We start from the raw sequence: 18,860 nt of genomic DNA, 5'->3' as shown, positions 1-18,860 counted from the left end.
ACATCAACAAAACGCCGCCAGCGGCGGCATTCCCCAACCGCCAACCGTCGGAATTGTTACTGCGCGCCGCGCGCTACGCGCTCGATTTCCTCGCGCACCAGCCGCTCGACCAGCGTCGGCAGATTGTTGTCCAGCCAGTCCTGCAGCATGGGCCTGAGCATCTCCTCGGCCATCTCGTCGAAGGTTTTCTTGCTGCGGCTGGCGAACGCATCGGAAAGCTCACCGAAGGCGGCGGCGACCTGCCGGCCCGTATGTTCGGAAAGAATCGCCGGACGAGTGGACGGTGCCTCGCTTGTCGCCGGGCGCGCCAGCCCGCTTCGCGGCGGGGCCGGCTCGAAAGCAGGTTCGGCCGCGTCCTCGAAAACCTCGGCCTTCGGTTCGGCGTCCGTCGTTCGTCGCACCTCGGCCCTGTCCGGCTTGGCCGCGGTCACGCCGACGGCGGCGATCTCACGCCGCCAATCGGCAACAATGCTGTCGGTCGTCTCGGCAACCCTTGCCGTCGCAGGCATATCCAACTCCCGCTTGGCGGCCGGGCCCGGCTCGGCCGCGACCCTGGCACCAGCAAGCGTCACGGGCGCTTTGACCGGAGTCGGGTCGGAACGCAGCGGCGGCTCCATACGTGCGATGACAGGCTCGGCGGCCGACGGTGGCGCCTGCACCTCGGTCAGCGTGACCGGCCTCCTGGCGTCGAATCCCGGACGCAACTCGGCGCGAAACGCACCCGCCTCCGGTGGCGCCCCGCCTACCGCCGGCGGCGCCTCGCCTGCCGCCGGTGGCGCCCCGCCTACCGCCGGTGCCGGCACGGCAACCGACGCTAAATCCTGCAGCAGGTCGTCCGCTTCGTCCGGCTGCTTGCGGCCGGTATCGTTGTCCTCGATGATCCTCCTGATGGAAGCCAGTATCTCCTCCATGGAAGGTTCGCGCTGTACGCTGCTTGCTGTCGCCATCGTCACATCCGCCGCCCTTGTGACTCGTTGCAGATTTCCAGTCCGGCCAAAGCCGGATTCGAATCATGGCAACAGCGTAACCGACGGATCGCCTTACGAGAATCCCCAATCTGAGGGCGCGTTGGATTTCAACAGATTAGAGCCCGCGCGTTCCTTTGAACGGCGGGCTCTAATGCCTTGAAACTGGACGGAATTGAACTGGTGGAGCGATCAGCGGCCGTCTGGCGTGCGCAGGCCGATCCACTTGTCCTTGACTGCATTGTAATGCTCTTCGGGTCTGTATTTCGTCACCTGAAGGGCGAGACGATCGACCGTAAGACGACCTATCGCCGAGAGGATGGCATAGCTCGCCACCACCAAATCGCGTTCGGAACTGGCCTGGTTGATCTTGGCGGTGATGAGGGTGGCTTGGGCGTTGAGAACGTCGAGCGTGGTGCGCTGGCCGACATTGCGCTCCTCGATGACGCCGCTCAAGGCAAGCTGCGCGGCGGCGATCACCTGCCTGTTGGCCACCACGGTTTGCTGCGCGGCGATATATTGCGTCCACGCCGAGGTCACGGCTTGCCTCACGGTGTCGCGGCTTACATCGACCTCGATCCGGGCCTGGCTGAGCGATTCCTTGTTCTGGCGCACTATCGCCGACGTCCGCCCGCCCGAATAGATCGGTATAGTCAACGTCGCACCGATGCTGGCCGAATTGGTTGTGCCATCCTGCCCCGTATCGGCAGAGCCCGGGGCCGTCCTGCGAAAGGCGCTGGAAACGCCGGCGGAAGCCGAAAGCTGCGGCAGCAGCGCGCCTTCGGCCGATTTCACCGTAAACGCCGCCGCATCGACCAGATGCTGGGTGGAGAGGATGGCCGGGTGCTCGCTGGATGCGATCGCGATCGCCGCATCGAGGTTCGACGGCAACAGCTTCGACAACGGCGAAGCGCCCCTGAGCCTGCCTGGCTCGTCCCCGACGATCTGGCGATAGGTCGCAGCGCTTGCCAGCGCCTGGGCGCGGGCGGCGGCCAGTTCCGCCACGGCAGAGGAGCGCTCGGCATCGGCCTGTGCCACGTCGGTGCGGGTGCCTTCGCCGACGTCGAAGCGCGAGCGCGCGGCGCGCGCCTGCTCGGTCAGGAACTGCAGGTTCTGCTCCGTCAGCACCGCCACTTGGCGGTCGCGAATCACGTCCATGTAGGCGCTTGCCGCGTTGAACAGAATATTCTCTTCGGTGTTGCGCAGGCTCTCGAACGAGGCGCGGACCCGCGATTCGGCGGCGGCGACGTTGTTCCTGGTCTGAAAGCCGTCGAACAGGGTCTGGTCGATCTGGACGCCGAAGTTGCCGGTGGTTAACGAGATGCCCCGGTTCGAACCGAGATTGGTACGGGCATCGAAATGGCTTCTGGAGAAGTCGATGTCCGCAGAACCGGTGATGGTCGGGCGCCACCCCGACTTGGCGATGGCGACGCCCTCATCGGTGACACGGACGCCGGCACGAGCCGAATTGAGCTGGGAATTGTTCTGGTAGGCTTTTGAAAGTGCACCGAGAATGGTTTCCGCCGAGGCGGCCAGCGGAGAAAGCGCGGTCGCAGAGAAGAGGACGGCGGCAGAAAGGCTCTTGCGTAAAGACGGCACGTTATTCCCTCATTCGTTTTGCATGGGAACCACACCGCGCCGGCTTCTCCCATTCGAGCAGCCGGCGCGGTGTGTTTCAGGTCCCCTGCTGTCAGCCCCCAAAAAAGAACACCCCGGTTATGCGGATCAGCAACGATTGTTCAAGCGCAAGCGAACATGACAACGCCTTTGCTGCAAGCCAAAATCATTCAGAACTCAAACGCACGAATACGTTCGAATCCCGGTAGTGGCTTAATTGCCGCATTAAATGCGCCTCTTCCGGCTACAACCCCCCCTGTTTTCAGAAACAATCGGGCCACACCCGAATTCCCCTGCCCTTCGACGGCGACGAGCCGACCGCCTTCCGCAAGCTGGTTGAGCAGCGACTCCGGCACTTTCTCCACGCTGCCGCCGATGAAAATGACATCGTAGGGTGCTCCCGCGGCATGGCCTTCCGGCAGCGGTCCCGTGACCACGCTGACATTGTCGCAGCCAAGCGCCGAAAGAGTCGACATGGCGGTCTCGGCCAATGCCGGATCGCTTTCCAGCGCAACGACGGACTTTGCCAGCCGCGACAGGATCGCCGCCGCATAGCCGGTGCCGCAGCCGACATCGAGCGCCGAATCGCCAGGGCCGATTTCGGCCAGCTGCATCAGCTTGGCCAGCGGCGAAGGCTCCATGAGGTAGCGGGGGCCATCCGCTGCATTGGCAATGCGGATGTCTTCGTCGATATAGGCTAGATCGCGCTGGCCGGGGGCAACAAAGGCCTCGCGCGGCACGACAAGCAGCGCCTCGAGCAGCGGGGCGCTGGTCACGTCGGTGGTGCGGATCTGGCCATCGACCATCTTCACCCGACGTTCGGCAAAATCAGCGCTCATGTTCCAACCAATCCGCCCAAAACCAATCTGCTTGCCGCGCCAAGACCGCGGCTCATTTCGACCGGAACTCAAGCCCCCTGGCGCTGGTGCGCGGGAGCTTGGGCATTGGAGGCCTCGCCCGGAATCGAACCGGGGTGCAAGGATTTGCAGTCCTCTGCGTAACCACTCCGCCACGAGGCCTCATTGCTCCCGGCGTTCCACCCGGTTCCAATAGGTTGCGGCGAAAATGCCGTCAAGCGGCCATGGTGCATTCCGGACGGTTTCCCCTCGACCATGATTCCACGCATCGCGTCGTCGACACGCATGCTGCAATCAAAATATTAGTTAACTGTTAAGTACGGAATTTTGCAAAGGGAAGCCCCGGGGCCTGGACCTCACGTCGGGTAAGCAGAAGGTCCGCCATTTTGAAGGAGTTGCAAGGGCCGGAAAAAAGCGCGCCGGGCATCAGCCGGGTTGAGTCGAGCCGGAAAGACCACCCCTTCACAGAGGCTTGCCACGCGGTGCAAACCGTCAGTTCGGCCGCCGCCGCCGTTCCCACCACACGACAAGCCGGCGCCGGTGGCGGCGTACCAAGGCGAACTCGTAGGAGAGCACCAGCAATCCGATCGGTATCATCCAGAATCCCAGGATCGGCAGGAAGCCGAGAATGCCGCCGAAGATCAGCACGACGCCGATCGCAATCCTGAGGCCGCGCGAGCGCGGCATGGTGAACTGACGGCCGAAGACCGATATTTTCCGTGCCGGTGGATGGTTGTGGCTTGCTGCGCTCATGTCTGATCGGTGGTCCGTTCGGGCAAAGTAAAAGCACCAGCTGACGAAAAGCCGCAACCACGTTTTCGGTTCCGCGCACCCCGTCAGACGGCTCATATGAGGACGCGCGCACATGATTGCTAGAAATCGTCGCGCGAAAAAGCGCCGAAAAATACGAAATGCTTCTTTGCAAAGCCGAAACGGGTTTGCTATAGGCTGCGCCACTCACATGAGAGCCTCTGTTCCCCGGTAGCTCAGTGGTAGAGCAACCGGCTGTTAACCGGTTGGTCGCTGGTTCGAATCCGGCCCGGGGAGCCACTGCCTTTTCTACGCCAGGGCGCGATAATGCGCGCCGACGTGCGATTTTCCCTACATTTCGATCAGCTTCGCTTCTGCTGCGATGGCTGGCAATCAGCCGAGAAGCCGATCGAAGTCAGTGGCAATTTAACGGAGCGCCCTGTCCTCGCCTAGGCCGGCAAGGCTCTCATCGTAGATTCGGCGACGACATCGTGAAATGACCTGCACCAGGCGCGATTGCGTCGAGACGAGCCGTTACATAGATGCGGCCGGCGAAATCTCCAGCTCGAACCGGAGGAATTGGTCCAAGCCGACCACTCTCAGGCTGCCGCTGGACGACCGCTTTGCGCCTCATGGGCGTCTGAGAAGCGATGCCGGAACCGCCGGTCGAAGGTTTCGTCCTTTGCGAACCACAGCTCGGGTCCTGCCTCGCGCCAGAATGCGACGGCATCGATTGGGAAAATGGGCTGCATGGGGAGAGTGGGAGGGCTCGTCCATGCATCATCATGCGGGCGAGCCCGTCGAAGAGATGGCGACATCTTAAAGCTCCCGGTCTGGTTTGGTTACTTGCGTTTTGGATGGGTGCTCAGTGGAACCCAGCCCCCGGTTTGTCAGTGGGATATTAAGCGCCTCTGTTCATCACTGACTCAGCACGTCGATCGAGAGAGCGAACGTAACGAAGGACAACGCCGAGCTTGTCATCCGCGATGGTCTCGCTGAGCTTGAACCCGCAGGCTTCCAACACTCGACGCGATGCCTCCAAGTGTGGAAGCGTCCTTGCGGCGACATCGGTCACGATTGGGTCGGCAGAAGCCCGAGCGAGGAGGAGGGCGACCGCTTGGCGGGCGTATCCATTTCGCGGGTGCGGCGCGGCGATCGAAAAAGCCGATCTCCACGAGGCCGCGCGGGTCCGGGGGACCCTTGAAGCCGCAGAACCCGACAAGGCGGTTAGCCGCGATCACGTATCAGCCGCCATACTGCCCCAGCGCCGGATGGCGCTGCATCAGGTCCAGCAGCACGCGCCGATAGTGCTCTCCCCCGAACTCGGCCGGCCATTCGAGGGGCGGATCCACATCGAGAATTCGTGCGAGTCCGGCGACGCCCTGCTCTTCGATGGCAAGCAATTCGGCCGTGATCGGAATGATACGAACGGGATGGGCGAATTCGGAGGCGTGATCGGAAGGCATGATCATCTGTTTGTTCGCTTGTGTAAGAACTGCTCGGCAGCCGTAATCCCGGCACGACCGGTCATTGCCGCAATCATAGCCGCTGCCGTCTCCACAATCGGGTCACGACGTCGGACAAGCGCGCGCGCTGATCCTTGGGCGCGTAGCCGCGCTGCCGATGCAGTTCGTCGCGGGTCTTATGTGCCTCCTCGGATCCTCGAGCGGCTTCTCTCGAAGACGCACTGCGATGCGGCAACTCTAATCCGGTGAGCGCTCCCAGCTCCAGAAAAGCCTCCCGAGAGTACAGCCCATGCATGTGGGCGGCCCATTCAAACGTCCACGGCATCCAAGCCTCCATGCTGCGGCGTGTGAATGTCTGCTCCGTCGTTTGCAGGGCGATCGACCATTACCGTGTCGAATTCGCCGAGCGTCGTGCGCAAATCGGAAACCTCCGTCGGATCCAGCAATCTCTCTATGAGACGGTCGATCTTCGGCGTCAGGATGATGAGGTAGCGGCTCGGCTCGATCGCCTGATAGGTGTGCGCAAGGCCGGCGGGCACGAAGACCGTCGTTCCGGGGGTGGCATCGACCTCCCGATCCAGGAACTTGAAGCGAAGCATCCCTTCCAGCACATGCCATGCCTCGTCGTCCGACTCATGTACATGCATCCAATCGGGGCCGGACATCGTCCACTCTCGAACCACGAGGGACGTTCCGACGGCGGAGATCGGAGGCGTGCCGGGTTTGGCAATGATTGGTTGCAGGACCTCAGCGGCTGCTCGTGACATGAAATTCTCCGTACGATTTGTCTGTCGGTGCAAATCGCACTTGCAGAGACCTGAATCCAGTGACATGTTTTCAGCGATATGCTGAACGAGATTAATCTATCGCGAGTTGACCTCAATCTGCTCGTCCTGTTCGAGGTCGTGCTGGAAGAGCGGCACGTCGGCCAGGCGGCGGAAAGGCTCAGTCTCTCGCCGTCGGCCGTCAGCCATGGTCTCGGCCGACTGCGACGGCTGCTCAATGATCCGCTGTTCCTGCGAACACCGAAGGGCGTGGTACCGACGGAGCGAGCGATGGACCTGGCCGCACCGATCGCCGACATTCTCACGCGAACGCGCAGCGTTATCGCTACTGCCGAGCCATTCGACGCCGCCACATCCACGCGCCGCTTCACGATCGGCGCACCCGATGGCGTCTCGGCCGTTTTCCTGTCCCCGTTGCTTTCCGCCCTGCATGTGTCCGCACCGGGGGTCGATATCAGTGTCCGCCAGATCCTTCCGCCGCGTGCCGTTAGGACGACCGATAGTGTTTGGGAACCGGTTCTCCCGGACATTGAGGCGCGGGCGATGGATATTGCGGTGGTCCCGGCTGACAACGCCGTTCCGGCGCGCTTCGTCGCCCGGGCCCTCTACGAAGAGGATTTCGTGATCGCGATGCGAGCTGGCCACCCGTTCAGCAAGAATCCGACGCTAGATGCTTACTGCCAGGAGCAGCATCTGGTCGTTTCGCTCACCGGCGATGCCTACGGCTTCGTTGACGATTTTCTTGCCGAGCAGGGACGCACGCGCCGGGCTGCGCTTACCGTCCCCAACTTCATGTTCGCGCTCGGTGTGATCTCGGAGACGGATCTGATCGCTGCGCTTCCGAGGAGTTTTTTGGCAATGTATAGCCGGTATTTCGGCCTGGTCGGCGTAGAGCCCCCATTACCTCTCATTCGTTCGCGCATCTGCGCGATCACGTCGAAGGCTGCCCTGATGGATGCGGGTGTGGCATGGCTTTTCGACCTGCTCGAACGAACGGCGCGACCTTCAGCGACGGGATAAGAACCGGCCCGGCCCCAAGCTGGTACCCGGTTGCACCTGATCGCACGGGGTGCGGATACGCAGCGGATCCTCCCGATGAAATCTCCGCTGCTGGGATTCCGGTAAAGCCTCCTCAACGACTGATCGGTGCGCAAGTTGCCGGTCCGCTTAGTCTAGGTCAGGTCACGACTATGCCGTCCCCGACGCGAATGCCCGCCTTTCGATATTTGCGGGTCTAAGCCGCCATTCCGCTGTCGGCCCCTTTTCAGGCAGATTTGCCTGGTCTGGTTCGCGCCTTCAACTCAGTCGTTCAGACAAACTTTCCCTTCCGCCTGAAATCCAACGGCCCTGCCCTGTAGCGCCGGGCCTAAATGCGACCGGCAGGTTCGGTTTCGGCACATGCAGTCCGCGACGAGGCCGTGCTCGATGCAGCTTGCAGCAGGCGATTGGCCCGCTGGCGAATATCAAGTTGGCTCAGGCGATTGCACCGCCGTCGGCGGTCAAGATGGCGCCGTAATCACGCTCGCGGCGGGACTTGCCAGAAAGACCACAGCGTTGGCGACTTCGCGCGGCTGGGCGTAGCGTCCCAAAGACGTCAGGCTTCGCTGGAAATCGGCAGCCTCGCCATCTGCCGGATTTGAATCCGTATCGGTCGCCCTGGGCTGCACAAGATTGACGGTGATGCCGTTCTGGCCGAGTTCGCGCGAAAGACCGCGCGTGAAGGAGGTAAGTGCCGCCTTGGACATCGCATAAGCCGTTACGCCTGGGAACGGGACCCGCTCCCCCAAGGCCGAACCGATCGTGATGATGCGTCCCCCTTCGCTGAGATGCGGAATGACTGCTTTCGCAAACAGCACTGGCGCTCGCACGTTAACGTCCATCACGGCCTGATAGTCATTCACGTCGATGTCGGCGATCGCTCCAGTGTGGCCGATGGCCGCGCTGTCGACGAGGATATCGAGTCCACCGAGCGCCGAGACGGCTTCGCTCACAGAGCGCATGATGGCCTCCGGGGCGGCGCTGTCGGCTTGGATTGCGACTGCGCGACGCCCTGTGCGCTCGATGGATTTGGCCATCGCTTCAGCTTTTTTGGCCGAGCTCTGGTACGTGAACGCGACGTCAGCACCGTTCTCTGCCAGCGCCAGCGCGATCGCGGCTCCGATGCCCCGGCAAGCTCCAGTAACCATTGCACGCTTCCCATTAAGATCGATCATTTGTTTGTCCTTTTCTACCATGTTGGTTCAAGCGCCCAGGCGATTCGCGTGAGACGCGGCAGGCGGTCAAAGGCCTGATCACCAATTTGGTGTTCGGGATCTGTCACTTTCAGTGTCGAGAAATGCCAAACTGTGCTGCGAAGGGGGGAACGCCGGCCGATGGCCTCTCAAGCCGGACAGGGCGACAACCTTCCGGAGCGATGGCCGGTCCGATGCCACCGACTCGTTCAAGCCGGGCCTTTGCGCGAAGGGCAATTCCGGTTTCGGCTTACGCTTTCCTCGGTCGCGCCGTACCACGCATTGCTGCTTCAGAGGACGGTGCCCTCAGTTCGATTGCGTCGGTGATCAAGGGCGACTTTGCGGGCCTGATACGATTGGCGATGTTGGCGGCCTGTTGGGTATGTCGGCAGACAGCCACGCCCCCTATGATCGACGTAGCACGTCCTGCCATTCCGGATGACGAGCGATCTGTGCTTTGGCGAACGGGCAGAGCGGCATGATGTCGACCCCGTCGCGGCGGGCATCCTCGACCGCCTGTCTCACCAGCCGCTCGCCGACCTTGCGGCCACTAAGGGCCGCCGGAACTTCGGTATGGTCGATGATGATCAACCCCTTACCGGCCCGGCTGTACGTCATCTCTGCTTCGACGCCATCGATGATCAGCCGATAACGCCCTTTTGATGCGCCATCTTCCCGTTCGACCTTTTCGTCGCTGGCTGAAGGCGCATCCTTTGCCAGCGCCGCGTCCGGGCGGCGCACCTGACGCGAACGCCCTTGCGCGCAGTCCAGCAGATCACGGTCCCATCTGCCCAGATCGGCAGCCGCCTCGTAGATTGAGACTAGAAACGCCGTAAGGGCCTCATCGGGATCGGCCGCCGACTGCACGGCATCGTAGGGGAGGATGAATTCAGATAGGCCGTCGTGCCAGAACGCGGCATCGGGCCGGACCGTCGCGGCCCGGTAGCCGTTCGGCGTCGGATAGGCGTAGGCGTAGAAGGCAGGATAGTCGATGCCGCCGCCGCCCGGCCAGAAGCCCGCTGACGAGACCTCGCGGTCATACGCCTCCTGGGCCACGTCGTCGGGCAAGGCGGGAATACCGCCGGGGTGGAGCGGCGCGCGCCGTCCGGAAAACCGGGTGACGGCCAGGTCGAGAGCGCCCCAGAACAGATGCACGGGACTGGATTTGCCGACAAAGGAGGTGCGGAACCGATTGAAGACCCGGTCGACCGCCATCAACGCCTGATGGAAGCGCCGAACGGCGTCGCGGTCATAGGGCCGGTCGCGATGATCTTCGGCGAAGGGTACGGGGTTGGGCACCTCGTTGGGTTGTCCGTTGAATGTCGGCGTGCCGCCGAGCTCCGAAATCAACTCCACGAAGCTGGCGTGGAACGCCGCGACGGTCATCGGCTCGAGTGCGAACGACGCCTTGCGCCCGTTGCCGCAGGTGCCCACGACCATGTGGTCACGAAGATCGAACAGGATCTCGATGCCCGGGCCGTCGGGGATCGACGAGGATGCCAGGCCGTTCGGCGTGAAATAAAAGGTCGCGTTCCAGGAATGGTTGAGCCACGGCGTATGCGCCAGCCCGTATTTGCCCGCGACCTGCAGGTAGAGATGCAGTGCGGAACAAGTCTCACGCCAGCCAAGGTAGTCCAGACGAGGCCAGTTGTCGTTCATTCCCGCCTTCTCCATTCAGCATCTGCCCTATACGGGAGCGATTCGTGTGGTCCGGGTCGCTTGAATTGCGCCCGCGCAATCACTCCATCATTGTCACTCAGTCCGGAACAGGAATGTGCTCTTTCCGGTCATCGACGGGCAGATCGAAGCGTCCCTTGCCCCAATTCTCGGCGCGCCATTCGGCCTTGGCCTCTTCGATGCGCTCCCGGGACGAGGCGACGAAGTTCCACCAGATGTAACGAGGTCCGCCGAGTGTTGCGCCGCCGAGAATCATCAGGCGCGCGCCTCTGTCGCCTGCCGCGACAGTGATCCGGTCGCCGGGGCGGAAGACGATCATCCGACCTGCCTCGAAATCCTGGCCGGCGATCGAGATCGAGCCTTCGACGATGTAGATGGCTCTGTCCTCGTGATCGTCCGGCATGGGCAGCCGGCTTCCCGGCTCGAGTTTCACATCGGCGTAGAACGTCTCGGAGAACATCGTCGCGGGCGCGACTTTACCGTAGGCGTTTCCAAGAATGAGCCGAACCGAAATGCCACTATCCTCGATCATCGGCAACGCCTCCTTGCCGTGATGTTCGAAGGTGGGCGCCATATCCTCATGCTTGTCGGGCAGGGCCAGCCATGTCTGGATCCCGAACAGACTGTTCGGACCGCTCCGGGCCGCCGCGGAGGTGCGCTCCGAGTGGGTGACGCCACGCCCGGCGACCATCCAGTTCAGCGCGCCAGGGCGTATTATCTGGTCGGCGCCGGTGCTGTCGCGGTGATGAAAGTCGCCGCGATAAAGGTACGTGACGGTGCCGAGCCCGATATGCGGGTGCGGACGGACATCGATGCCCTGTCCGGTCAATAGTTCGGCCGGCCCCGCCTGGTCGAAGAAGATGAACGGCCCGACCATCTGCCGCTTCGGCGCTGGCAGAGCGCGCCGGACCTCGAAGCCGCCGAGGTCGCGGGAACGGGGAACGATGAGGGTTTCGATCGCGTCGATTCCGACCTCATCGGGGCAGCCCGGTTCGATTGCCGGGTTCCAACTCATGCGCGCCATCCTCTCTTGGGCTTCCGGAATGTCTAAACTGGCGCACGACCGTCAACCGAACTAGCCCCTTGATACGTCAAGCTGTGTCGCAGCAAGTGGAACGTGCGGGCCATGTCGCCGAAGTAGGGCCACCGTCGAACACGGTTCCCTTGATAATCCTTTGAACCGTTCGCGTTCTAGCGGTCGAGACCCCAAAGGTCCGGGTTCCGTTTGAAATACTCAGTCAGCATTTCGGTGAGCACCCGCACTTTCCGCGTGGGATGCTGACCCGGCAGGCGTACGACATACGCGGCCCCTGGAGGTACCGGATAGCGTGTCATGATCGGGACCAGCGCTCCGGAGGCCACATATTCATGTGTGATGCAATCGGGGAGCCAGGCAATGCCGAGACCTGCCGCCGCCGCGGCGGCGAGCGCCGTGGCGCTGTCGGCCTTGAACCTGCCCTGCGGCTGGACCGTAACAATTTTGCTGCCATCCATGAACTGCCAGGCTTCCGTTCCCTGCATGAGGGCCTGATGGGTGACGAGTTCGTCCGGAGTCTCGGGTGACCCGTGGGCTTCGATATAATCGGGGCTTGCGACAAGCTTTCCATGGATCGGCCCGACGCGCTTCGCGATCAGGTTGGAGTCCTGAAGGTAGGCGCCGCGGATCGCGCAATCGAAACCCTCTGCGATGAGATCGACGAAGCGATCGCTGTAGGAGGTATGGATGTGCAACTGCGGGTGCTGGCGCGCCATTTCCGCGAGCACCGGGGCGAAGTGGGTTGGGCCGAAAGTAAGCGGCATGGCAACCCTCAAGCGGCCGCGAAGGTCGCCGGTCGGGAGGATCGTTTCCTTGGCGGTGTCGATCTCGGCGCTGGCCCGGGCCGCATGTTCCCTGAACGTGATCCCCGCCTCAGTGAGCGCGGCGCCGCGGGTCGTTCGTGCAAGCAGCTGAACGCCAAGTTCCGCTTCGACCCGCAACAACCGCCGACTGACGATTGACTTAGAGACGCCAAGCCGGCGCGCGGCCGCCGATACGCCCCCTGCATCCGCTACCGCGACGAATGTCTCTAGGTCTTCGATTTCCATTCTGGCGTTCCGTTTCTCGCGACACAGCTTACCGAACTATGGCACTACCGCATCGCGATGGGGGACGACAAGTTGCGGCGGGCGACGTCGCCGCTGACGGATGCCTACCGGAAAACCCGATGCCGCTTACAACAGCAGGAAAGGAAGTCGTAATGGCTTTTCGCAACGGCCTTGATTCGCTTCTTCGCCCCGAAGATTCGGTCCTCGTTCTGATCGATCACCAACCTTATCAGCTCGCAAACCTGAACAGCCACGATCCGCACATGGTGGTCAACAACACGACCGCGCTGGCGAAGCTAGCAAAAGCCTTCAATGTTCCGACCATTCTCACCAGCGTGATCGCGGCGCGCGGTGGACTTCTCTTTAAACAGATCACCGACGTATTTCCGGACCAGGAAGTCATCGATCGCACCTGGGTGAACACCTGGCAGGACGAGAATGTGGTGAACGTCGTCAAGGCGACCGGCCGCAAGCAGCTGATCATCGCCGGCCTGTGGACCGAGGTCTGCGTCGCAATGCCTGTGATCCAGGCCGCCGGCGAAGGCTGGGACGTGACCGTGATCACCGACGCGTCGGGCGGGATTTCGAAGGAGTCTCACGAAGTTGCCATCCAGCGAATGATCGCGGCCGGCGCGAACGTGATGACCGTGATGGCGCTCGCTGGCGAATGGCAACGCGATTGGGCGCGCACCGAGCATGTCGAGGAGCTGACCGAGATTCTCATCCAGCACTTCGGCGGCAGCGGCATCGCGTATTTTTGGGAGCAGCAGCTTCTCAACACACCAGTAGCTGGCTGATCCTGGCCGGCATGGCGAGCATTTCGGTGAGGGTCGGAATCGATCCGTTTGCCGGCCCTCGCCGCCCTCACCTCACAGGGAAGCCCGCTCATGTGCGGCGATTGCGTGTGATCCCACCCGCCGCCTTTTGAATAGCTCGCGGAGTTCCTCGATGCCTCCTACCTTCACCCTTGGCCTGCCGCTCAACCGCCGCGACGCCCTGATCTCGAGCTCGACGCTTACCGCAAGCTTCGCCTTTCGATTGGGTACCGCGCGTGCCGCGGGGCCCGCCACCCACGATACTCCAGAAGGAGAGCACACCATTGGCTTTGTCACGACCGGCGACGACGTACAGATTTTTTACAGGGATTGGGTCCCAAGGACGCCCAGCCCATCGTTTTTCACCATGGCTGGCCGCTCAGCTCCGACGACTGGGACGCGCAGATGCTTTTCTTCCTGTCGAAGGGCTATCGCGTCGTCGCGCATGATCTGTTGAAGTTGCAAGGCAATTTGTGTCAGGCCGCAGGAAGTGGTCAGCGGAAGGTCGCCGGCATGACATAGTCGCAGCTTGGGTTTACTATTTCGACTTGGCGAGCCACTTCTCCAGCACGACAAGGTTCATGTCCACCTGCCGCTGATAGTCGCGGAGTACCTGCTCCGTCACGTCGTCGGGCGTGCTATTGCCATAGCGGGACCGAAACCACTTCTCGCCGTTGTGTATGCCATCGACTATGATTTGTGCCTGGGCGATCTGGCCGTTGAGCCAGTCGATTTGCTCTTTGCCGTCGTTGCTCATTTCGTTCATCGCCTCAGTGTGAGCGAAACGGCTTCAGGTTCAATTGCGCATCCTGAAGCGCAACGCGCAGTAAGAACACTTGCCGTTCGATCGGCTGAGGTGGTACTCGCTTATACGTTCGTGGCGCTTCCGGTGTGGCATGCCCCACGATAGGAAGAAATCCCTTCTACGGTCAACAAGATATCCCCAGAACACACAGGGAACAAAATGCTTGCGGGAAAAGGCAGCCGCAGCAGGCGCAATCAGGCCGCTGCATGTAGATTGAAGGCGCTGGATGGGTCTGCAGCCGTCGCCCGACAGGTGAAAGACTGCAGACCTGAGTACCAGTTGGCTCCCCGGAAGGCGGGAGGTGGTTCACAGCCACCTCCCGCTCGGGTGTAACCAGAATGGTGCCATGTAGCGAATTTCGCAACTCACATATTTCCGAAGTCTACAGCTTTCTCCCCATTCTATCCGGATCGTACTCCGTTTTGCGTATCGCAGGTCGACGGCATGACAGCAGTCTCCGTTACCAGACCTTCCTAGCCACCATCGCCGCTCTCGGGCACTGCTATTTGGGGCTTATCCATCTCCAAGTGCCATCAGGTTGACACTCGTTCCAGGCCAGGTCTCCGCCCGTGATAGCGCCAGCGCTATAGAACACGCCGTTGTAGATGCACCCCCACGCAGAGGCTTTGGTGGCCTCCCAAACGAAGGCAGGTGAACACATCATTACGCTATCACTGGCCCGCACCGTTGCGCCGGGGGAATACCCCATGCCACCTAGCCAGCATCGCTGCTGTTCGAGCGGAGCTTGCTGAGCAATTGCCGCGCTCGATGCCATCACCAGAACAGCCGAAAGAATCGATCGCATCCGATAATCCCCTTTCACGCAAGCCGACCCAACTTTTGAACGCCGTCGGACAGGCTTAGTTCCGCGCTGCAAATCCCCCCACTAAGTTCTAGCAAAGGACTGGTGCGATAACGCCATTACGCTGGGGAATTCACAGACTTAACGTTCCGATCTATGGTGGCAGCCATGGAAAGCGCCCTTGATGATCTTGCTCGCATCCTGAAAGCCCCGCAAATCAGCCTGCGGGAGCGCTGCGCCTTTGCGCCCCAACTGTAACCAATGCCGCCTTCGGCGTCGCAATCGGCCCTGGGAATCGCCTTAGGCCGTGCTATTGCCGGTCAAGGTATATTAGCAACCTCTTGACTAGCCAACGTGCCGCCCCATCATCATCAGATGGCTCGGGGCATAAACATCGGCGACGAGGTCGCCGTCACGGCGACAGTGCGCGGGCGGGTGACGCAGGATCGTGTCAGCGTCTCGATCCCCTCCTACGGCAGCCCCCTGGCCCCCAAGCGGCAGGGGAAACCGGTCAAAGTCAGTGGTAAGCTAGCAGAGCCCCCTGCCCTGACCTAGGCGCTACCTCCGTCAGACCTTGGGGAACCGGGCCGGCCCGAGCACGTTGTGGCCGGTGAGCCCGGGTTACGCATGCAACAGCTTTTCCAAGAATTCGGCCATCCGACATACCTCCCGTTTCCGGTTATTGCGGCGAGGCTTCTGCTGGCGTCGATCTTCGGTGCTGCGATCGGTTTCGAACGCGAATGGCGAAATCGGCCTGCCGGGCTTCGCACCCATATCCTGGTCTGCGTGGCAGCGGCTACTTTCGGTATTCTGACGATTGAAATCGTCCACGCGCCGATGTTTCTGCAGGACTCCGTGAAAGTCGATCCGATTCGTGTCGTCGAAGCGGTTACCGCTGGCGTCGCGTTCCTTGCTGCCGGATCGATTTTGTTTTCGAGAGGCGAGGTCCACGGGCTGACGACCGGTGCAGGCATGTGGCTGTCCGGGGCAATTGGCGTGGCGTGCGGGCTAGGTCTGTGGCAGGTGGCGGCGCTCGGTACGCTTTTGGTGCTGGTCGTGGCAGGCCTTCTTTATAGTTTTGCAGCCAAGTCCGGGATTGGCGAGAACACCGGACAAGGAAGGCCCATTTCGGAAGAAGATGTGTCCAAGCGGCGCAAAGGGTGAGGACAAACGCCCTGCGCGCAAGGAGCCGAACGGCGGAGTGCGTGGCGGACCCCAATTCGCCGGGCTGGTGCCTGGGCATTCTACCTCACCCCCTTAGCAGCGCCGGCCTTCCGCCTTGTCTGGCGCGTCGACAAGGAGAAGCCCGCGCTCCTCCTCCGAGCGCGGGCCGACCGGGTTACAGCCCGACCTGCAGCGGGCTAAAGTTGGGGGGAAAGCCCGCTGGTCCCGGACAGTGTTAGCGCACGCTAATGCTCCTCTTGACGAACACCCGCAAACGGAGGCGGTCATTCCTCCCAAAAATGCTGCATCCCAAGAAGGCGTCCCTTTAGCCGCCGTCAGCAGGTGCTGCCGGAGCGGGCGCGGCTGGGGCAGGTGCGGCCGGCTCTGCCGGAGCGGGCGCGGCTGGCGCTTCGACCTTGGGCGCTTCGACCGTAGGCGCTTCAACCCTGGGCGCTTCAACCTTTACGTCGACGTCCTTTCCGGTGCCCCCGCCGTTTATGTTGATAACGCCGGTGAACAACAGCAGGACCACGATTGCGATAATTGCGAGAACGACGGCGACAGCGGTGCCGGCGCCATTTCCGCCTGAGTTAACAACGGTGGGACCGTCAGCCATGACTATCTCTCCTATTCTGAATTATCACTGGTCGGCAACGGGACCGGCGGGCACTTAGTTCCGCCGCCGGGCTATGGTCCATGATGCAGTAAGACTGAAGTCTTTGCGTTAAAGACAGAGGGCTGAGGCTGGCAACCAAGATCTTACGAACGGATTGGTATTGGCCGCCGAGCAAAGTCCCTTCATCGGTGGTTCCGGGTGCCCGCTGTATCCCTCATCGGCGGGCGCCCGATATGACTCTAACAGCGGAAACAACTGTGCCCCTTACCCAGAGCAGACAGAATGTCGATGAGGTCGCAAGCCGACCCGCAAATGACAATCAAACTCCTGACCCAACAGATTTCTCGGCGGTTGATCTCATTTCCCCGAGCGACGAAGAGGTCGCTGCAATCGTCAGGCGAACAGAGCGCCTGGCCCTTGCGATGATTATAGTAATGGCGATCTTCCTGATCTTCGCACCGGTGATCTTCATTGCCCTGAGGTATGGGATCTGAGATGTCCCGCTTTAGCCCTCGTGCCAGAAATCCTGCAGCGAAGCGTGGCGGAGGTCCTTCTCGCCGCGCCCGTGCTTCACGCGGGCTTTGATCCCCGGCTTGACCCATTGCGTTGCCGGCCGCCTATCTGCCGGTCCGGGCGATTGACGAGGAAGCGAGACGGAAGCAGCGCACAGGCTGGGGGCGACCTTTATGAAGCAGACCCGCCGCTACATTTGCGAAGCGACGGGCCTCCACCCCATTCCCCCAGACCTGACCATGCAATTGCGGTGCCAGACGTGTTGACCCATCGTGGCGCACCTTATGGCTTCTACACAGCGGAATTGCCGCCACATACTTCGTTCGAATGTTTCGACTCCATTAGCTTGAGCGCATGTTTCCGCCAGCCAGGTGAGCGCCCCCCCAAGGCTCGCTTGTCAGGCCCAGCGGCCTCCCCCCACACCAAAGCCGCTGGGCCGTCCCCGCTGGAGCGAAGCGCGTTGTCCCGCATAGTAGCAACCCTCTTGACACAAGACCTCGCCTGCACCGGTCAAACGAATGGCAACTTTCTGTCTGAATGTGTTTACGGTCCATTCTCGGAGATCCACGCATGGCTTCGCGTGGGAGACACAGTAACTCCCCTTTTAAAGGCGTCGAGATGCTCCGAGCACCGCAAAGCCAGTTCCTGAAGCCTGAAGATCGGGCGATCTGCCAGCGGGTGGTCGACCAGATAACCGCCGACGCTAAATGGTACAGCACCTCGATAGACGGCCAGATTCTGGCCTCGACCACGCTGACTCTCTTCCAATCCGGGGTGGTCAATGAAACGAATTTGCTGGCACATGTTCGCGCGCCCGCCACGACTTCACTAAGCTGACCGGCTAGCGCTTCCCCTTCGGCGTGATCTCTTCGATCTGAACCTTCTCGCCGATCTCTTTCGCCATAGCTTCCGCCTTGGCCTTGTCCTTCGTGGTCAGCACCGTTCGCCAGTGCGGTTTCTCGAAGACACTCACGATGTAAGTTGTCGCCGGTTTGTCGGCCATAGCGCTAACACGGCTGGATAGGAACATACTCCAAGCACGGTACTTCCGCGATCACGCCATATCCACGGTCGCAAGCTCTGTTAGCTTCCTGGTGCGGCGGACCCCAATCCGCCAGGCCGGCGCCCTACAGGCAATCTACCCCAACGCCCCCCAAGCGGCGCCGGCCACCTTCCTGGGAGCCACGATCAGCCGTTCATCCCCGGAATCTTTCCGTGAGCCAGTGGACCTTGCCGTCCGGGCTCGTCAAGATCGGCTGTGGAATCTTCCACGACTGAAGTGAGATTCGATGAGTGACGAGCTGATCCGCCTTGCAAGTGCAATGGAGCCCGTCACGCGCCCCTGGCATTCAGCACCATAGGTGCGAGCATCGGCTGCGGGAAGAATGCAGGATGGGGCTTTTGCGAAGCCGAGGCAGACGCCCCACTGGTTCTGTTTCGAGCACCGTGCCGAGGGCGGCGTTTTGCTCTGACTAGAGCTCCTAGCCGGCTGGTAAGGACCCCAGTCCGAAGGGAATAGCATCTTGCCCTCCTTTGGCCGCAGCTTCAAAGCTTTCATCTATTCGGCTGATGCGCCGATCCGCTGGAGGGTAGAGATTGAGAATCTGCCTTAGCGCTAGACCGCTTCGTGCTGGCGGTCGCCTCTGCAGACTTCGGATGAAGGGCTGACCTATATTGTTGCGCGCAGGTTCATATCCGATCGCGGCAAGGGT

The 18,860-nt window shown here is 61.6% G+C and carries 18 protein-coding genes, 2 tRNA genes and 2 pseudogenes; 7 read left to right on the top strand and 15 right to left on the bottom strand.

The window, feature by feature from the left end:
• Window positions 1-56: 56 nt before the first annotated feature.
• From ACWTU7_RS26815 to ACWTU7_RS26795, 5 genes are all read right to left on the bottom strand, one after another.
• On the bottom strand, window positions 57-947 hold the full coding sequence (locus tag ACWTU7_RS26815) for a DUF2497 domain-containing protein (protein ID WP_455840885.1): 891 nt from the start codon (window positions 945-947) through the stop codon (window positions 57-59).
• A gap of 210 nt (window positions 948-1,157) precedes the next feature.
• On the bottom strand, window positions 1,158-2,564 hold the full coding sequence (locus ACWTU7_RS26810) for a TolC family outer membrane protein (protein WP_455840884.1): 1,407 nt from the start codon (window positions 2,562-2,564) through the stop codon (window positions 1,158-1,160).
• Window positions 2,565-2,752: 188 nt separating this feature from the next.
• A complete protein-coding gene (locus tag ACWTU7_RS26805; protein ID WP_065007752.1) occupies window positions 2,753-3,421 on the bottom strand; it encodes a protein-L-isoaspartate O-methyltransferase family protein in 669 nt (222 codons plus the stop codon).
• Between the two features lie 106 nt (window positions 3,422-3,527).
• A tRNA-Cys gene (locus ACWTU7_RS26800) sits at window positions 3,528-3,601 on the bottom strand.
• Between the two features lie 330 nt (window positions 3,602-3,931).
• Complete coding sequence (locus ACWTU7_RS26795; RefSeq protein WP_029353198.1) at window positions 3,932-4,192, bottom strand: hypothetical protein; 261 nt, start codon at window positions 4,190-4,192, stop codon at window positions 3,932-3,934.
• A gap of 222 nt (window positions 4,193-4,414) precedes the next feature.
• Between ACWTU7_RS26795 and ACWTU7_RS26790 the strand changes: the two genes are divergently transcribed.
• A tRNA-Asn gene (locus tag ACWTU7_RS26790) sits at window positions 4,415-4,489 on the top strand.
• A 601-nt stretch (window positions 4,490-5,090) separates the two neighbouring features.
• On the opposite strand, the gene ACWTU7_RS26785 is transcribed toward ACWTU7_RS26790, so the two are convergent.
• From ACWTU7_RS26785 to ACWTU7_RS26775, 3 genes are all read right to left on the bottom strand, one after another.
• Window positions 5,091-5,411, bottom strand: a complete 321-nt coding sequence (locus ACWTU7_RS26785) for a GNAT family N-acetyltransferase (protein WP_455840883.1) — start codon at window positions 5,409-5,411, stop codon at window positions 5,091-5,093.
• Between the two features lie 22 nt (window positions 5,412-5,433).
• The gene (locus tag ACWTU7_RS26780) at window positions 5,434-5,661 is read right to left on the bottom strand and encodes a hypothetical protein (protein WP_455840882.1); all 228 of its coding nucleotides are present in this window, start codon (window positions 5,659-5,661) and stop codon (window positions 5,434-5,436) included.
• Between the two features lie 302 nt (window positions 5,662-5,963).
• The gene (locus ACWTU7_RS26775) at window positions 5,964-6,422 is read right to left on the bottom strand and encodes a cupin domain-containing protein (protein WP_095521490.1); all 459 of its coding nucleotides are present in this window, start codon (window positions 6,420-6,422) and stop codon (window positions 5,964-5,966) included.
• A gap of 78 nt (window positions 6,423-6,500) precedes the next feature.
• Between ACWTU7_RS26775 and ACWTU7_RS26770 the strand changes: the two genes are divergently transcribed.
• Window positions 6,501-7,460 carry a LysR family transcriptional regulator gene (locus tag ACWTU7_RS26770; RefSeq protein WP_455840881.1) on the top strand — a complete coding sequence of 320 codons (960 nt, stop codon included), beginning with the start codon at window positions 6,501-6,503 and terminating at the stop codon, window positions 7,458-7,460.
• A 453-nt stretch (window positions 7,461-7,913) separates the two neighbouring features.
• Here the strand turns inward: ACWTU7_RS26770 and ACWTU7_RS26765 are convergent.
• From ACWTU7_RS26765 to ACWTU7_RS26750, 4 genes and pseudogenes are all read right to left on the bottom strand, one after another.
• Window positions 7,914-8,653 (bottom strand): annotated as a pseudogene (locus ACWTU7_RS26765) (SDR family NAD(P)-dependent oxidoreductase).
• Between the two features lie 423 nt (window positions 8,654-9,076).
• Entirely contained in the window at window positions 9,077-10,330 is a 1,254-nt protein-coding gene (locus ACWTU7_RS26760; RefSeq protein WP_455840880.1) for a DUF5996 family protein, read from the bottom strand.
• A gap of 97 nt (window positions 10,331-10,427) precedes the next feature.
• Complete coding sequence (locus tag ACWTU7_RS26755; RefSeq protein ID WP_455840879.1) at window positions 10,428-11,363, bottom strand: pirin family protein; 936 nt, start codon at window positions 11,361-11,363, stop codon at window positions 10,428-10,430.
• A gap of 176 nt (window positions 11,364-11,539) precedes the next feature.
• Window positions 11,540-12,433: a LysR family transcriptional regulator gene (locus ACWTU7_RS26750; RefSeq protein ID WP_455840878.1), complete on the bottom strand. Its 894-nt coding sequence runs from the start codon at window positions 12,431-12,433 to the stop codon at window positions 11,540-11,542.
• Between the two features lie 152 nt (window positions 12,434-12,585).
• Between ACWTU7_RS26750 and ACWTU7_RS26745 the strand changes: the two genes are divergently transcribed.
• Together ACWTU7_RS26745 and ACWTU7_RS26740 are read left to right on the top strand one after the other, a co-directional pair.
• Window positions 12,586-13,230: a hydrolase gene (locus tag ACWTU7_RS26745; protein ID WP_455840877.1), complete on the top strand. Its 645-nt coding sequence runs from the start codon at window positions 12,586-12,588 to the stop codon at window positions 13,228-13,230.
• 151 nt (window positions 13,231-13,381) lie between these two features.
• Window positions 13,382-13,698: pseudogene (locus ACWTU7_RS26740) on the top strand (alpha/beta fold hydrolase); the annotation flags it as partial.
• 88 nt (window positions 13,699-13,786) lie between these two features.
• Here ACWTU7_RS26740 and ACWTU7_RS26735 read toward each other — a convergent pair.
• Entirely contained in the window at window positions 13,787-14,005 is a 219-nt protein-coding gene (locus ACWTU7_RS26735) for a hypothetical protein (RefSeq protein WP_455840876.1), read from the bottom strand.
• Window positions 14,006-15,482: 1,477 nt separating this feature from the next.
• Here ACWTU7_RS26735 and ACWTU7_RS26730 point away from each other — a divergent pair.
• On the top strand, window positions 15,483-16,019 hold the full coding sequence (locus ACWTU7_RS26730) for an MgtC/SapB family protein (protein WP_455840875.1): 537 nt from the start codon (window positions 15,483-15,485) through the stop codon (window positions 16,017-16,019).
• Window positions 16,020-16,344: 325 nt separating this feature from the next.
• On the opposite strand, the gene ACWTU7_RS26725 is transcribed toward ACWTU7_RS26730, so the two are convergent.
• The gene (locus ACWTU7_RS26725; RefSeq protein ID WP_455840874.1) at window positions 16,345-16,635 is read right to left on the bottom strand and encodes a hypothetical protein; all 291 of its coding nucleotides are present in this window, start codon (window positions 16,633-16,635) and stop codon (window positions 16,345-16,347) included.
• A 257-nt stretch (window positions 16,636-16,892) separates the two neighbouring features.
• Here ACWTU7_RS26725 and ACWTU7_RS26720 point away from each other — a divergent pair, with 257 nt between their 5' ends.
• Together ACWTU7_RS26720 and ACWTU7_RS26715 are read left to right on the top strand one after the other, a co-directional pair.
• Window positions 16,893-17,129: a hypothetical protein gene (locus ACWTU7_RS26720; protein WP_455840873.1), complete on the top strand. Its 237-nt coding sequence runs from the start codon at window positions 16,893-16,895 to the stop codon at window positions 17,127-17,129.
• A 589-nt stretch (window positions 17,130-17,718) separates the two neighbouring features.
• Window positions 17,719-17,985, top strand: coding sequence for a hypothetical protein (locus ACWTU7_RS26715; protein WP_455840872.1), 267 nt, complete (start codon window positions 17,719-17,721; stop codon window positions 17,983-17,985).
• A 4-nt stretch (window positions 17,986-17,989) separates the two neighbouring features.
• Here ACWTU7_RS26715 and ACWTU7_RS26710 read toward each other — a convergent pair whose 3' ends face one another.
• Window positions 17,990-18,151: a hypothetical protein gene (locus ACWTU7_RS26710; protein WP_455840871.1), complete on the bottom strand. Its 162-nt coding sequence runs from the start codon at window positions 18,149-18,151 to the stop codon at window positions 17,990-17,992.
• Window positions 18,152-18,860 lie beyond the last annotated feature (709 nt).

This window comes from Mesorhizobium sp. BHscii (genome assembly GCF_053848065.1).
Note: the sequence above shows the minus strand (reverse complement) of the source record. Positions and strands in the feature narration are given on the sequence as shown.

Bases quoted from the DNA above. Each gene is read 5' to 3' on its own strand.
- ACWTU7_RS26795 (WP_029353198.1), bottom strand. From the start codon at position 4,192: ATGAGCGCAGCAAGCCACAACCATCCACCGGCACGGAAAATATCGGTC.
- ACWTU7_RS26805 (WP_065007752.1), bottom strand. From the start codon at position 3,421: ATGAGCGCTGATTTTGCCGAACGTCGGGTGAAGATGGTCGATGGCCAG.
- ACWTU7_RS26755 (WP_455840879.1), bottom strand. From the start codon at position 11,363: ATGAGTTGGAACCCGGCAATCGAACCGGGCTGCCCCGATGAGGTCGGA.
- ACWTU7_RS26775 (WP_095521490.1), bottom strand. From the start codon at position 6,422: ATGTCACGAGCAGCCGCTGAGGTCCTGCAACCAATCATTGCCAAACCC.
- ACWTU7_RS26770 (WP_455840881.1), top strand. From the start codon at position 6,501: ATGCTGAACGAGATTAATCTATCGCGAGTTGACCTCAATCTGCTCGTC.
- ACWTU7_RS26760 (WP_455840880.1), bottom strand. From the start codon at position 10,330: ATGAACGACAACTGGCCTCGTCTGGACTACCTTGGCTGGCGTGAGACT.
- ACWTU7_RS26730 (WP_455840875.1), top strand. From the start codon at position 15,483: ATGCAACAGCTTTTCCAAGAATTCGGCCATCCGACATACCTCCCGTTT.
- ACWTU7_RS26715 (WP_455840872.1), top strand. From the start codon at position 17,719: ATGGCTTCGCGTGGGAGACACAGTAACTCCCCTTTTAAAGGCGTCGAG.
- ACWTU7_RS26745 (WP_455840877.1), top strand. From the start codon at position 12,586: ATGGCTTTTCGCAACGGCCTTGATTCGCTTCTTCGCCCCGAAGATTCG.
- ACWTU7_RS26750 (WP_455840878.1), bottom strand. From the start codon at position 12,433: ATGGAAATCGAAGACCTAGAGACATTCGTCGCGGTAGCGGATGCAGGG.
- ACWTU7_RS26725 (WP_455840874.1), bottom strand. From the start codon at position 16,635: ATGGCTGACGGTCCCACCGTTGTTAACTCAGGCGGAAATGGCGCCGGC.
- ACWTU7_RS26710 (WP_455840871.1), bottom strand. From the start codon at position 18,151: ATGGCCGACAAACCGGCGACAACTTACATCGTGAGTGTCTTCGAGAAA.
- ACWTU7_RS26735 (WP_455840876.1), bottom strand. From the start codon at position 14,005: ATGAGCAACGACGGCAAAGAGCAAATCGACTGGCTCAACGGCCAGATC.
- ACWTU7_RS26815 (WP_455840885.1), bottom strand. From the start codon at position 947: ATGGCGACAGCAAGCAGCGTACAGCGCGAACCTTCCATGGAGGAGATA.
- ACWTU7_RS26780 (WP_455840882.1), bottom strand. From the start codon at position 5,661: ATGATCATGCCTTCCGATCACGCCTCCGAATTCGCCCATCCCGTTCGT.